The following is a 14,685-nucleotide window of genomic DNA, read 5'->3' on the forward strand; positions in this document are numbered from 1 at the left end:
TTGCGGAAGTAGTTCAGTGGTAGAATACAACCTTGCCAAGGTTGGGGTCGCGGGTTCGAATCCCGTCTTCCGCTCCAACTTGGGGGGCCTTAGCTCAGCTGGGAGAGCGCCTGCCTTGCACGCAGGAGGTCAGCGGTTCGATCCCGCTAGGCTCCATACACATAAAAGAAAAGCTTGAAGTCCAATATTGGATTTCAAGCTTTTTTTTGTTTATCCCCCGCGACTCGCGTACGGTAAGACTCTCATTTCAAGATTCTAAGAAGTTAAACAAGATATGATAGAGCTTTCAGTCAGTGGGGAATGGAGATTTACTGATGGAAGTTTTACTTTATTCCGCTATCTTATTTATTTTGAAGATGGAGTTTTCTTGTTGATTTTTTGATAAATTAGAACGAGATATATTTTGTAATATGTTTAATGGTTTTTCATACAGTAAAAGGGAGTTGTTTCATGTGAAGATTATCATTGCGTCTGATTCTTATAAAGAAAGTTTAACTGCATTAGAAGTATGTGAAGCAGTAGAGAAAGGTTTTCGCTCTATATATTCAGAAGCAGAGTATATAAAAATTCCTATTGCAGATGGTGGGGAAGGGACAGTACAAGCTCTTGTTGATGCAACAAAGGGAAGAATCGTGAATATTCCTGTTACAGGTCCATTAGGAAATTTAGTAGAAGGATTTTACGGTCTCTCCTCAGATAAACGGACCGCTTTTATTGAAATGGCAGCTGCCTCTGGTTTACACCATGTTCCACTTGATAAAAGGAATCCACTCCTAACGACAACAAAAGGAACAGGAGAACTCATTTTACACGCGCTAGAACAAGGAGTTCATCATATTGTTTTAGGGCTTGGGGGAAGTGCTACAAATGATGGAGGAGCAGGAATGTTATCCGCTTTAGGTGTGCGCTTTTTTGATAGCAATAATCGTGTTATAGAGCCGAATGGTGGGAATTTAGATTCTATTACTTATTTTGATATGTCACAGTTAGATTCGCGTTTAAAGAAGGTTAAAATTGAAGCAGCTTGTGACGTTGCGAATCCGTTAACAGGAGGAACAGGGGCATCGTTTGTATTTGGAAGACAAAAAGGTGCCACAGACGAGATGGTAGAGAGGTTAGACTGTAATTTGAAGCATTATGCCCAATTAATCAAACAAACTCTTCATATTGATATTGAATTTATTCCAGGAGCAGGTGCTGCGGGCGGACTTGGAGCGGCTATCGTCGCCTTTTTACATGGCATCCTTAGAAAAGGTATTGATATTGTACTTGATTACACGAATTTTAATGCTCATTTGCAAGGTGCAGATTTAGTGATTACGGGAGAAGGACGAATTGATGAACAGACAGTGTATGGGAAAGCACCAATAGGAGTGGCAAAACGTGCTAAAGAGCGTAATCTTCCTGTTATTGCAATTGCTGGAGCTGTTCATTCGAATCATACTCCTATTTATGAAGAAGGTGTTGATGCTGTATTTAGCATTGTTTCAGGAGTAATGACATTAGAAGAAGCGTATGAAATGGGAAAAGAAAATATTTATATAACAGCACGAAATATTGCAGCTGTATGGAAACTTGGATTACAAAAACATCTCTATTCGTAAGAGATGTTTTTTTTTATGCATATTTTAACGGGAAAATCTAATTTTATCACTTCTTTATATTGTATTAAGTGTATATAAATACAAAAAAATGTCAAGTTGAGTCAGACAATAGAAAAGATTTAAAATATTTAGTGAAAGCATAAAAGGGGGAGATCATCTATGAAGAAAGAAGTTTCAATTGTGGGAGTACCAATGGATTTAGGACAAACGCGCCGCGGTGTTGATATGGGAGCGAGTGCAATTCGTTATGCTGGAGTTGTTGAAAGAATTCAAAATATAGGATATAACGTGGAAGACTTAGGGGATATATGTATTGAAAGAGAATTTCAAATAAATGAAAATGAAAAGTTAAAAAATCTTGAACAAGTTGTAAAAGTATGTAACGAACTGGCAAGTAAAGTTGATACTATTATTGAGAAAAAAAGTTTCCCGCTTGTATTGGGCGGCGATCATAGCATTGCAATTGGAACACTTGCTGGAATTGCAAAACATTATAAAAATCTTGGCGTTATTTGGTATGATGCGCATGGAGATTTAAATACAGAAGAAACTTCTCCATCTGGTAATATTCATGGCATGTCGTTAGCTGCAAGCTTAGGACATGGTCATTCATCACTTGTTAATTTATACGGTGAGTATCCGAAAGTGAAAAAAGAAAATGTGGTTATCATTGGTGCTCGTTCTTTAGATGATGGAGAGAAAGAATTTATTCAAAAAGAGGGTATTAAAGTTTTCACTATGCATGAAATTGATCGTATGGGAATGACGGCAGTTATGGAAGAAACAATTGCATACTTATTACATACAGATGGTGTACATTTATCTTTAGATTTAGATGGTCTCGATCCACATGATGCACCTGGCGTGGGTACTCCGGTTATGGGTGGATTATCGTATCGTGAAAGCCATTTAGCGATGGAAATGCTTGCTGAATCAGGTATTATTACATCTGCTGAGTTTGTGGAAGTGAATCCAATTTTAGATGAAAGAAATAAAACTGCAATTGCAGCCGTTGCATTAATGGGATCTTTATTTGGTGAAAAGTTGAAATAATTTAAAAAAACAGCTGAAAAGCTGTTTTTTTTATTTTAAAATAAAGGTACAGCAACAAAGAATGTTAATACCTCCCTTTTTAAAGTCTGATATCTAACGATTGTATTGTCAGGTTTAGGAAGGAGGTTTGAAATTGTAGTTCATATAATGTATGTTATAATTAACTAATTGTTGTAAATTACATATAGATGGAGGAAGGGTCAGAATGCCTTTTGGAGATATGAATGTTTTTTTGAAATATCTCAGCACTATAGTAGATATTGGCCTTGTATGGTTTGTTATATATAAATTAATTCTTGTAATCCGTGGTACAAAAGCTGTACAACTTTTGAAAGGGATTACGGTAATTATTATTGTTCGCATTTTAAGTTATGTTTTTGAATTGCATACTTTGCAATGGCTTATGGATCAAGCATTAACTTGGGGATTTTTAGCGATTATTATCATTTTTCAACCAGAGTTAAGACGTGCCCTTGAGCAGCTTGGACGAGGAAGTTTATTTTCACGTGGAAGTAATAAAGAGGATGATGAACAGGAGTCTGTCGTCAATGCTGTTGTAAAGGCAACAGAATATATGGGGAAGCGTCGGATTGGTGCGCTTATTACAATGGCTAGAGAGACTGGTATGGGAGATTACATTGAAACAGGAATCCCACTAAATGCAAATATTTCATCAGAGCTATTAATTAATATCTTTATACCGAATACGCCCCTTCATGATGGGGCGGTCATTATGCAAGGGAATATTATTAAAGCAGCCGGTTGTTACTTACCATTATCAGAAAGCCCGTTTATTTCTAAAGAATTAGGAACGCGTCACCGGGCAGCAATGGGAGTAAGTGAAGTAACAGACAGTTTGACAATTGTTGTATCAGAAGAAACTGGGCAAATTTCCTTAACAAAAAATGGTGAATTACATCGTGATTTGAAAAGTGAACAATTAAAGGAAATGCTTATGAAAGAGCTAAGTGGAAATATAAAAGAATCTTCTTCATCTTTATGGAACTGGAGGAGAAAACGTCATGGATAAGTTAATGGATAACCATTGGTTTTTAAGGGGAATTTCATTATTGTTGGCAATTATGCTTTATATGTCAACAAACCTAGATAAAAATGTATCAGGTGATTTTAATCCATCGCCTTTTCCGGTAGGAGATACAACAGAAACAATATCTGGAGTTCCGGTATCTGCTTACTATGACGAAGATAAGTATATTGTAAGTGGTATTCCAGAAAATGTAACAGTCACTCTTGAAGGACAAAATAATGTTGTAGCTGCAGCTAAAGTAAAACGACAGTATGAGGTATTTGTCAATTTGCGAGGGTATACACCGGGGACATATGAGATCCCTTTAAAATATAGTGGAGTTCCGAGCAATTTACATTTGAAGGTTCAGCCAGCGAAAATAAAAGTTACAATTCAAAAGAAAGAAGTAAAATCTTTTCCTGTAGAAGTAAAGTATTTAAATGAGAACCAACTACAGGCAGGAACGATTGTAGACAAACCTATTGTAAAGCCAAGTACTGTTGAAGTAGCCGGTACAGAGGAAGAGCTTTCGCGAATTGCACTTGTGCGAGCGTATGTCGATTTGAAGGATGTTAATAAAACGATCACAAAAGAAGCGAAAGTTGTATTGTATGATAAAGATGGGAATCGTTTGGATTTGAAAACAGGTTCTTCTACTGTCAATGTCACCATACCAGTTTCATCTTCATCTTCATCTTCATCACCTTCAAAAACGGTTCCCTTGGGTGTAACGAAAAAAGGGAGCTTACAAGAAGGGATATCTGTAACGAATATAAAAGTTGAACCAAGTGAAGTAACGATTTATGGTTCAAAAGAAGTACTTGATAAGATTACATCTCTTGATGGCGTCGAAGTAGACTTAAGTAAAATTACAGAGTCTACAACCTTCGATGCCTCTGTTTCTTTACCAAAAGGTGTTACAAAAGCAGAACCTAGTCAAGTAAAGGTAACAGTTGAAGTACAAAAGCAACAGAGCAAAACAATAGACGGTATTCCTTTGCAGGTAAATGGATTATCGGATTTATTAACAATGAAATTATTAGACCCGGCAAATGGGAAAATCAGTGTTGATATTTTTGGGGATGCAAGTGCTGTAGAAAAGGTAAATGCAGCACAGATTAAAGCATCAATTAATTTAGGAAATATGGATGTAGGAACACATGATGTTCCAATTCAAATTACTGGTCCCGATAATGTCACATTAGAATTAAAACAAAAAAATGCGAAGGTAGAACTTGCAAAGAAAGAAGAAACGGGAAAAGAAGTACAAGGTGAGCCGGTGCAGCCGGTGCAGAAGCCGGATCAAGGAAATGAGCAAGAAAGAAGGAGCGAATAGTAATGGGAAAATATTTTGGTACTGACGGCGTACGCGGTATTGCGAATAAAGAATTAACGCCAGAATTAGCATTTAAAATTGGGCGATTTGGTGGCTACGTATTAACAAAGAATACAGAGCGTCCAAAAGTTATTATCGGCCGTGATACACGTGTGTCCGGACATATGTTAGAAGGTGCTTTAGTAGCTGGATTATTATCAATTGGAGCAGAAGTAATGCGCCTTGGTGTTATTTCTACCCCTGGAGTTGCATACTTAACAAAAGCGTTAGACGCGCAAGCTGGTGTGATGATTTCTGCATCTCATAATCCTGTACAAGATAATGGAATTAAGTTCTTTGGTCCAGACGGATTTAAATTAACAGACGAGCAAGAGGAAGAAATCGAAGCATTATTAGATAAAGAAATAGATGAGCTTCCACGTCCTGTGGGTACAGCATTAGGTCAAGTAAATGACTACTTTGAGGGCGGACAAAAATACTTACAATACATTAAACAAACTGTAGATGAAGATTTTGCGGGCTTACATATCGCATTAGATTGTGCGCACGGTGCGACATCTTCTTTAGCACCGTATTTATTTGCTGATTTAGAAGCGGATATTTCCACAATGGGAACAGCGCCAAATGGTATGAATATTAACGAGGGCGTAGGTTCTACGCACCCAGAAGTATTAGCAGAGTTTGTGAAAGAAAAAGGTGCTGATATCGGTCTAGCATTTGACGGAGATGGTGACCGTTTAATTGCTGTTGACGAAAAAGGAAATATTGTTGATGGCGATCAAATTATGTACATTTGTGCAAAATATATGAGCGAATCTGGAAAATTAAAACATAATACAGTTGTTTCGACAGTCATGAGTAATTTAGGTTTCTATAAAGCATTAGAAGCAAATGGCATTACAAGTGATCAAACAGCTGTTGGTGACCGCTACGTAATGGAAGAAATGAAACGTGGTGGCTATAACCTTGGCGGTGAACAATCTGGTCATATTATTTTCTTAGATTACATTACAACTGGCGATGGAATGTTAAGTGCACTTCAACTTGTTAACATTATGAAAATGACGAAAAAATCATTATCTGAGCTTGCAAGTGAAATGAAAAAATTCCCGCAATTACTTGTGAATGTTCGTGTAACAGATAAAAAACAAGCATTAGAAAATGAAAAAATTAAAGAGATCATTTGTGTTGTAGAGGAAGAGATGAATGGTGATGGGCGTATTCTTGTTCGTCCTTCTGGTACAGAGCCATTAATTCGTGTTATGGCAGAGGCACCAACACAAGATCTTTGTAATCAATACGTAAGCCGTATTGTAGAAGTTGTAAAAGCAGAAGTTGGAGCTGAATAATAGGCGGATTTTATGATAAAAAGGGGCACAAAATGTGCTCCTTTTGCATAGAATGTTTATCTGCAATGAAAAAAAATTCATTGACGATTTATTCCATTTGTTATAAGATGATTTTGTTCTTTTTCTCGGCAAAATAGATTGAAGTAAGAAGCGCCAGAACTACCTGAGACGTAGTTGACGAGGAGGAGTTTATCGAGATTTCGGCGGATGGCTCCCGGTTGTTCATCACAACCGAAAACTTTTACTTAAAGCATTGGGGTGACTCAATGGACAAAGGTGAAAGTGTGATGAGAGAAGAGGAACGGATTACACTAGCAGTATGAAGTATACGGACTGAAACCAAAGAGAGAGGAAGGTGAAAGCCGTTACAAGCTTACAAAGCTAGCGATATGTAAAATCCGTTTTTTGTGTATGAATAATAAGGATCGGAATATGTCGTTACATGTTTATGTGAGAACATAAGTATGTTGTAACGGCGACAAAACATGTGTGGAATCGTAGGATTTATTGGGGAACAAGATGCAAAGGAAATTTTATTAAAAGGTTTAGAGAAGCTAGAATACCGCGGATATGACTCAGCTGGTATTGCAGTGCAAGCGGCGAATGGTGTTGTTGTATTTAAAGAAAAAGGTCGCATTGCAAAGCTTCGCGAAATCGTGGATGAAAATGTAGCAGCTAACGTGGGAATCGGTCATACACGTTGGGCAACTCATGGTGTACCAAGTCAGGTAAACGCACATCCACATCAAAGTGCTTCAGAGCGCTTTACCCTTGTGCATAACGGTGTAATTGAAAACTATGAGCTATTAAAGAATGAATATCTTCAAGATGTGAACTTTGTAAGTGAAACAGATACAGAAGTAATCGTTCAGCTTGTAGAAAAACAAGTGGAGACAGGTTTGACGGTAGAAGAAGCGTTCCGTAAAACGTTAACATTATTACACGGCTCATATGCCTTGGCATTACTTGATGCAGAAAACCCAGACATGATTTATGTTGCTAAAAACAAAAGCCCGCTATTAGTGGGTACTGGAGATAACTTTAATGTTGTTGCAAGTGATGCAATGGCAATGCTACAAGTTACAGATCAATTTATCGAGCTAATGGATAAAGAAATGGTTCTTGTAACAAAAGAAAAGATTACAATTCAAAATTTACAAGGTGAAACGATTGATCGTGCACCATTTACAGCAGAATTAGATGCAAGTGACATTGAAAAAGGAACATATCCTCATTTCATGCTAAAAGAAATTGATGAACAGCCGCTTGTAATCCGTAATATTATTCAAAAGTACCAAAATGAAGATGGCGAAATCGAACTAGATAAAGAGATTCGTGATGCGATTTTAGAAAGTGACCGTATCTATATTATCGCATGTGGAACGAGTTATCATGCGGGTCTTGTTGGAAAACAATTCATTGAGAGTTTTGCAAAAGTACCAGTAGAAGTACATGTAGCAAGTGAATTTTCTTACAACATGCCATTATTAACAGAAAAACCATTCTTTATTTACATTTCACAAAGTGGTGAAACTGCAGATAGCCGCGCAGTACTTGTGCAAACAAATGAAATGGGACATAAAGCATTAACAATTACAAACGTGCCAGGTTCTACACTGTCTCGTGAAGCTGATTATACATTACCATTACATGCTGGCCCAGAAATCGCAGTAGCTTCTACAAAAGCATACACAGCACAGCTTGCAGTACTAGCGATTTTAGCAGCTGACATTACAAAGGCAAAAGGCTTAGCAGTTGATTTTGATTTAATCCAAGAACTTGGTCTTGTTGCAAACGCAATGGAAGTACTTTGCAATCAAAAAGATGAAATGGATGCAATTGCAAAAGAATACTTAGCAACAACACGCAACTGTTTCTTCATTGGCCGCGGTGTTGACTTCTATGTTGGTTTAGAAGGCGCATTAAAGCTAAAAGAAATCTCTTACATCCAAGCAGAAGGCTTTGCTGGCGGAGAGTTAAAACACGGTACAATCGCGCTAATTGAAAAAGGCACACCAGTTATCGCACTTGCTACTCAAGAGCACGTAAACTTAGGTATTCGTGGTAATGTAAAAGAAGTAGTAGCACGCGGAGCAAACCCTTGCATCATCGCAATGAAAGGCTTAGAAATGGAAGGCGACCGCTTCATCGTACCAGCTGTACACGAAGCACTAGCACCGCTTGTAGCAGTTATTCCATTACAGCTAATTGCATACTATGCAGCGCTTCACCGTGAGTGTGACGTTGATAAGCCTCGTAACCTAGCTAAGTCAGTTACTGTTGAGTAAGAGTTTGGTAATTTGATAGATATTTGTGTTGATTTACAATAAAGTTTAATTAAAAGTCCTGTATGATATGCAGGACTTTTTTTGTTCCGCAATCGGGCCATATTCTAGAATAACTCTTGTGAAAATGACATAATTGTTATTAAGTTTAAAGGACAGCATAGCGACATAAGAAGCCCTTAAGCTTATGTTCCAAAGAGAGGTTAAAGGTATGGTAGATGTAATTATTCTGAATGGTGGATCGAGTTCCGGGAAAACCACTATTGCAAAATGTCTTCAAAATTCATTGCCAACGTCATGGTTAAGGTTCAGTATCGACGATTTAATCGACGCCATGCCCGATGCAATGATGGAAGCAGACAGTGGAATTAAATTCGGTGACGATGGGTCTGTCAGTCCAGGTACGGAATTTCGTACATTAGAATCTGCATGGATGTACGGTATTGGTGAGATGGTCCGTAGAGGAGCCCGAGTGATTATCGACGATGTCTTCATTAGCGGAGTAGATTCTTGTAATCGTTGGAAAGCTGCCTTGGAAGGGTTGCAGGTGCTGTGGGTTGGTGTTTTCTGTGACCCTATTATGGCATCCGCTCGTGAGAGGGAACGAGCGGACCGCGTTGCGGGAATGGCAGTTTCACAAGCGACTTCGGTTCACGTTGGCATACATTATGACATCAAAGTCGACACAACAAAGACATCGCCAGAAGAATGTGCCCGAATTATCTGGCAAAAAATCACCCCATGAGAACCTACGAGATGTTTTTAAGCAAACGGGGGCATTTCTGCAATATCTCTCAATTACAGATGTACAGAACGGTCTTCCGCAATCGGGCGCAATTCTTCAATAAGCATTGTGATTTTTCTTTATGTTTAGGGCGCGTTACTTTAAGAACCAGCTGCCAAATTAGGCAGCTATTTTTATTAAAGTAACAGTGGTTATTTAAAAAGGTAAAAGGGTTAGGGGCATGTTACAATTGGTTTCATAGTAGCATTTGAGGTTATATAGAATTGAAACGGAGAAAAAAATAATAACAGGTGCAGCTTCTGGAATTGGAAAAGAAATTGTTAAACAGTGCTTAAGTGAAGGTGCTTCAGTAATTGCATGCGATATTAATGAGCATTCCTTAAATGATTTAAAATTTTACCCGAAGAAGAGACAATGGTGCATTTTGTCGATGAAATCGCCCAAGCTGGCTACAGCGCTTCTTCACGCTTGTTCCGAATTCAATGGACTGAACCAGTTAATTACGAATTGCTAGAGAAGATAATTGAATTTAATATCAAGGATAAGGCTGAGAATTCAAATTTTTGGCGGCAATAGCATAATATCGAAGGAGGAAGACATGGAAGTCTTTGCAAAATATTTAGCAGGTATCGATAACCCTGACCACCGCGACCGAACAGAGGAAATTCTGGCGTGGGTTGCTAATAAATTCCCAAATTTGGAACCGCAAATCAAGTGGAATACGCCAATGTTCTCCGATCACGGCACATTTATCATCGGCTTTTCCACAGCGAAACATCATTTGAGCGTTTCACCCGAAGAAGTAGGCATTGCGCACTTTGCCGATGACATTGCACAAGCTGGCTACAGTGCTACCAAAGGCTTGTTTCGAATTCCGTGGAATGAGCCAGTAAATTACGAATTGCTAGGGAAAATGATCGAGTTTAATATTTTGGATAAGGCAGACTGTTCAACTTTTTGGCGGAAATAAAACAATTGGATTATTAGGGGTGAAACGAGTCTCGAATAGGTCTACTTTTTTTAAAGTGTCCACTATTCGGGGGTCGGTTCAATTAATTTTAATCAAACTTTTTTATAAAACTGAAACTTAAATCTGGGATAAACACTTAATTACTACAATTAATTGTGCGCGAATTCAAGAAAAATGAAACTACCTGTCCACTAAAGAATATAGCGAACAGGTAATTTCAGTGTTTTGATGTTTGTCCATTTTCAGGTTTCACTTCAGTAATGTGGGGATTGCTTACGAGTGCCCTTGATCAATGTTTGTATTTTGAATCCCGATTTTTCCTGCTTTAATCTTGCTTCGGAATAACGCAAAATATACAAGAGTTCCCGTTGCAAATAGTGTTCCGCCTACAATTGCCACTCCATGAAACATATCGGGGATAGTCAATACCCCCATTTCGAACACGAGCCATATTAAAGCGCCATACGTGACAGGTGCTCTCCATTTCCCTAAATTGAACGTCTCCGCGTCAGGCAAATCTTTTCTACGCAAATAGTAAGCCAAAACTGTTATGAAGTATAAAGCGGTAAGAACAACAGATGTTGATCCGACTAATAAAGTTAAAGAATCAGAGAATAGGATCGCTATAATATCGAGAACTAATACAAGCAAAATCGCATTTACCGGTACGGATGTTCCTGGGTTCACCTTTTTAAAAGAACGTGAAGCAAAAAATACATCGTCCCGCGCCATGGCATAAATGATACGGGAAGCGGAAGCCATTCCGATTAATCCGCATGCAAAAATGGAAATGATAACAAGAAGCATAAACAAAGTGCCGATGAATTGGCCGAGCTTTGTTTTAATAATAAGTGGAAGCGGGTTGGCAGAAGCTGTCACACCGGCTAAATCCGTAATGGAAATTGTAACAGTAAAAAGAAAAGCAAACCCAATGATACCACCAATCAGTAACGCGAAAAATACAGCACGTGGTACATTTTTACTCGCGTCAATTGTTTCTTCCGAAAGATTCGCCGCGGCTTCAAAGCCGACCATGGTCCAAGATCCCATTAGCATAGCAATCACAAAGCCGCCAAGGAACGTGCCGCTTTTCTGCTCGCCAATATTTGTTAGCATATCCCAATTCGGAGTTGTGAATAGCGCAACAACAGCAAGAATAACAAGAATGCCCACCATACCGATCACTTCGGTATATACTGCAATGTCATTGAGACGAGAAGCCAGTTTTACGCCAAATATGTTGAGGGCAGCCTGTAGCAGTAGGGTTGCGAGTGCAATATACAAAAGGGTTTTTCCCCCGATATTCCAGCCGAATACATCAGCAATGAGTGGAGACAGGCCGAAATCGACGGCAGGAATGACAATGACAAAAAAGCAAAATCCAAGCCAGCCGGAAAACCACCCTAATCCTTGATTTGCCAGTCGCGTCACCCATTGGTACGAGTAGCCGCTGAGTGGCATTCTTCCTGCCAATTCGGCAATAACAAGAGCGACAAGCAAGTGTCCTGCTAATACGATTGGCCACGTCCAAATACCTGCGGGTCCCGCATTATTTAAAACAAAACCAAAATTTGTGAAAATGCCCGTTGTGATAGACATAAATGAAAACGCGACTGCAAAAGAGCTAAAAAACTTTAAGGACCTCTGTAATTCTTGCTTGTAGTGATATTGCTCCATGTTATTCGTTTCCTGCTTGATTTTTGTTTGCATAAAAAGCCCCCTTTCGATTTTCCTGTGCGTTGTATACTCTCCTAGCTTATTTCCCTCCTTTCCTTCAAGACTGAAAATTCAGTCTTTTTTGAGCAGTTTTATTCACTCTCCTCTATTGCAAGTACCATACCAATTATACAATTCGCGTCATGCTTGAACTTTGTAAGCTCTTCATTGTTTAAAATGTTGTCCCTTTATGAAATTTTGCATAGTTTATTCAAAATTTCATATTCCGTCGTTTTGTTAAATAATTAGATTTCTATTATTTTACTGCGTTACATAAATAAAATAGGCCGTGAATATACTGTGGATATGTTGTATGACTTTAATTAGGATAGGAGTGAACAAACGATGCGCGTCCTTATTTCCGGTGCGAGCATTGCTGGGCCGGCACTAGCTTACTGGCTTCACCGCTATGGTTTCGACGTGACTGTAATAGAACGTGCGCCCGCATTGCGCCCAGGTGGATATGGTGTTGATATTCGTGGTGTAGCCATTACGGTGCTTAAGCGGATGGGGATTCTCGATCAAGTTCGTGCAGCTGACACGCACATGACCGGTGTTTACTTCGTGAACAGCAAAGGCAAAATCGAAGGTAAAATAAGCGAAGCGGGTATGGGAAACCAGCAGGGGCTGGATATCGAAATCATGCGCGAGGACCTTAGTAATATTTTGTACGACTTGACCAAGGATACGGTCGAATATATTTGGGACGACTCGATTACCGCTATACATGAGACTGAAGCAGGTGCAGAAGTCCAATTTATTCGTAGCGAGCCGCAGACATTCGATCTGGTCATCGGTGCGGACGGGCTCCATTCTAATGTGCGCACCTTAATTTTTGGTGACAAAGAACAATTTAAGCATACTCTTGGCTGTTATATCTCGATTTTTACCCTCGAGAATTACCTTAACATCGACCACCGCCAGCTGCTTTATACGATGCCAGGCAAAACTGTAGGTATGTATAGTGCCCGTGATAATACTGAAGCAAAGGGTATGTTCGTGTTCAAATCAGAGGCACTGAAGTACGACCGCTATGACGTGGAAGCCCAAAAGAAACTTGTAGACAATGCTTTCCAAGGTGATACGGGTTGGGAAACTCCGTATCTACTCAAAACTATGGAAGAGGCGACAGACTTTTACTTTGATGAGATTTGCCAGATTCATATGCCGACATGGTCAAAGGGGCGGATTACATTGGTAGGTGATGCGGCGTATGGCCCATCGCCACTTTCGGGTCAAGGCTCTAGCCTCGCACTTGTCGGAGCTTATGTCCTAGCTGGTGAACTGAAAGCCGCGCATGGAAATTACGACCGTGCCTTTGTTGCCTATGAAAAAGAGATGAGAAATTTTGTTGAGAAAAATCAAAAAATAGGGCTAACAGCTGCTGGAGGCATGATCGAAAGCTCAAGCTCCAAAATCTTGCTGCGCAATTTAATGTTGCGTGTCCCCTTCCTTATGAGCGCAATGTTCAAGATGATTACAAAAATGATAGTGAAAGCTTCCAATGAAATTGAACTGAAAGATTATTAATATAGATATTTAGGAAGGGAGTTTCAGTACACCTTTCATAATATTGTTGATTTTCCGTAATCGAGCATTTTAATGGGGGAAGGATTACAAAAATGATCCAATAGAATATTTTAAGAACGTATTTTGAACAAACTTTATTTTAAAGTAACATTTGCATAAAGTCGCGACGTTTTAAAAAATGTTACGATGTTCTAAAGCTTGCTTAGATCCTGTTTTATAGGATCTTTTTTATTTAACTAAAGGGGTAGTTTAGCAGCAAAAGGATTTCACTATAATTACATTGAATTTATTAGGTAAAGTACAGGGCATTATTTTAAGGAGAGAAAATAATTGAACCTAGGTAATTCAATAGCTATAGGGAATACAGCAAAGATATATCAATGAAAGTAATTCTAATTGAAATTGCATTAGAACGTATGTTCTTGTATAATTATTAAGTAAAAACAAATAGAAGAAAGTGGGCAAAGTAAATGATTAATAAAGTCGGTCAAATTATGCTATATGTAAATAATCAAGATGAGGCATTGCAATTTTGGACAGAAAAAGTAGGGTTTAGTGTAGTTTCTGAAGAAGATAACGGCCAAGGATTTAGATGGATTGAAATTTCTCCAACAAAGGAAGCAGGAACGAGTATCATTCTTCACAATAAAGAATTAATTGCTAAAATGCAGCCTGAATTAAATCTTGGCACACCTTCGCTGATGTTTTTTACGGAAAATCTCGATAAGTTATATAAAGATTTATCGGATAAAGAAATCACAGTCGGAGAAATTGTAAGTATGCCTTCTGGTAGAGTATTTAACTTTGCTGATAATGAAAACAATTATTTTGCAGTTATGGAAAAAAAGTAATTCACAAAATTATAGGGAACAAACATGAAAATGAATTTTAGTCATTTTGATGTTGAGGGGCAATAAAGTTATTTAATCTAAAATAAAGTCACTTAAGAACACACCTTTGGGATCTCATGATGACATCTCCTTTGGTGTGTTTTTTTATAAAGAGTAATAAGAAAAATTCCAGTTCCAAGTGTCCGATGAAAATAAAGTTGTAGACTGGAAAAACAGATT

General features: G+C 38.5%; 11 protein-coding genes, 2 tRNA genes and 2 pseudogenes. 14 read left to right on the forward strand and 1 reads right to left on the reverse strand.

The genetic code is table 11. The features are described from left to right. Positions 1 to 2 precede the first annotated feature (2 nt). The 12 genes and pseudogenes from ACTDJC_RS21355 (at position 3) to ACTDJC_RS21410 (ending at position 10,369) form a co-directional block, all read left to right on the forward strand. Positions 3 to 77: transfer RNA gene (locus ACTDJC_RS21355), tRNA-Gly, on the forward strand. 6 nt (positions 78 to 83) lie between these two features. Further along, positions 84 to 156: transfer RNA gene (locus ACTDJC_RS21360), tRNA-Ala, on the forward strand. 296 nt (positions 157 to 452) lie between these two features. Further along, positions 453 to 1,604, forward strand: coding sequence for a glycerate kinase (locus ACTDJC_RS21365; RefSeq protein ID WP_098309330.1), 1,152 nt, complete (start codon positions 453 to 455; stop codon positions 1,602 to 1,604). A 159-nt stretch (positions 1,605 to 1,763) separates the two neighbouring features. Beyond that, complete coding sequence (rocF, locus tag ACTDJC_RS21370; RefSeq protein WP_440604623.1) at positions 1,764 to 2,657, forward strand: arginase; 894 nt, start codon at positions 1,764 to 1,766, stop codon at positions 2,655 to 2,657. A 205-nt stretch (positions 2,658 to 2,862) separates the two neighbouring features. Next, the gene (cdaA, locus tag ACTDJC_RS21375) at positions 2,863 to 3,687 is read left to right on the forward strand and encodes a diadenylate cyclase CdaA (RefSeq protein WP_098309328.1); all 825 of its coding nucleotides are present in this window, start codon (positions 2,863 to 2,865) and stop codon (positions 3,685 to 3,687) included. Then, on the forward strand, positions 3,680 to 5,020 hold the full coding sequence (locus ACTDJC_RS21380) for a CdaR family protein (protein ID WP_440604624.1): 1,341 nt from the start codon (positions 3,680 to 3,682) through the stop codon (positions 5,018 to 5,020). The genes cdaA and ACTDJC_RS21380 overlap by 8 nt, the downstream gene beginning before the upstream one ends. Before the next feature lie 2 nt (positions 5,021 to 5,022). After that, the gene (gene glmM / locus ACTDJC_RS21385) at positions 5,023 to 6,369 is read left to right on the forward strand and encodes a phosphoglucosamine mutase (protein ID WP_440604625.1); all 1,347 of its coding nucleotides are present in this window, start codon (positions 5,023 to 5,025) and stop codon (positions 6,367 to 6,369) included. A 485-nt stretch (positions 6,370 to 6,854) separates the two neighbouring features. After that, positions 6,855 to 8,657, forward strand: a complete 1,803-nt coding sequence (gene glmS, locus ACTDJC_RS21390; protein ID WP_440604626.1) for a glutamine--fructose-6-phosphate transaminase (isomerizing) — start codon at positions 6,855 to 6,857, stop codon at positions 8,655 to 8,657. Positions 8,658 to 8,865: 208 nt separating this feature from the next. Next, positions 8,866 to 9,399: a chloramphenicol phosphotransferase CPT family protein gene (locus tag ACTDJC_RS21395; protein WP_440604627.1), complete on the forward strand. Its 534-nt coding sequence runs from the start codon at positions 8,866 to 8,868 to the stop codon at positions 9,397 to 9,399. A 262-nt stretch (positions 9,400 to 9,661) separates the two neighbouring features. Next, positions 9,662 to 9,790 (forward strand): annotated as a pseudogene (locus ACTDJC_RS21400) (SDR family NAD(P)-dependent oxidoreductase); the annotation flags it as partial. A gap of 2 nt (positions 9,791 to 9,792) precedes the next feature. Further along, positions 9,793 to 9,975, forward strand: a pseudogene (locus ACTDJC_RS21405) (iron chaperone); the annotation flags it as partial. A gap of 22 nt (positions 9,976 to 9,997) precedes the next feature. Further along, positions 9,998 to 10,369, forward strand: a complete 372-nt coding sequence (locus ACTDJC_RS21410; protein ID WP_440604628.1) for an iron chaperone — start codon at positions 9,998 to 10,000, stop codon at positions 10,367 to 10,369. 273 nt (positions 10,370 to 10,642) lie between these two features. Here the strand turns inward: ACTDJC_RS21410 and ACTDJC_RS21415 are convergent, their stop codons facing one another. Then, on the reverse strand, positions 10,643 to 12,079 hold the full coding sequence (locus tag ACTDJC_RS21415; RefSeq protein WP_440604629.1) for an APC family permease: 1,437 nt from the start codon (positions 12,077 to 12,079) through the stop codon (positions 10,643 to 10,645). A 351-nt stretch (positions 12,080 to 12,430) separates the two neighbouring features. On the opposite strand from ACTDJC_RS21415, the gene ACTDJC_RS21420 reads away from it, so the two are divergent. Both ACTDJC_RS21420 and ACTDJC_RS21425 read left to right on the forward strand, forming a co-directional pair. Continuing rightward, positions 12,431 to 13,615 (forward strand): FAD-dependent monooxygenase, encoded by a 1,185-nt coding sequence (locus ACTDJC_RS21420; RefSeq protein ID WP_440604630.1) that lies wholly within the window; start codon positions 12,431 to 12,433, stop codon positions 13,613 to 13,615. A 470-nt stretch (positions 13,616 to 14,085) separates the two neighbouring features. Beyond that, a complete protein-coding gene (locus tag ACTDJC_RS21425; protein ID WP_098309319.1) occupies positions 14,086 to 14,466 on the forward strand; it encodes a VOC family protein in 381 nt (126 codons plus the stop codon). Positions 14,467 to 14,685: the final 219 nt, after the last annotated feature.

The organism is Bacillus sp. GB_SG_008, from assembly GCF_052038115.1.
Taxonomy (GTDB): Bacteria; Bacillota; Bacilli; order Bacillales; family Bacillaceae_G; genus Bacillus_A; species Bacillus_A rhizoplanae.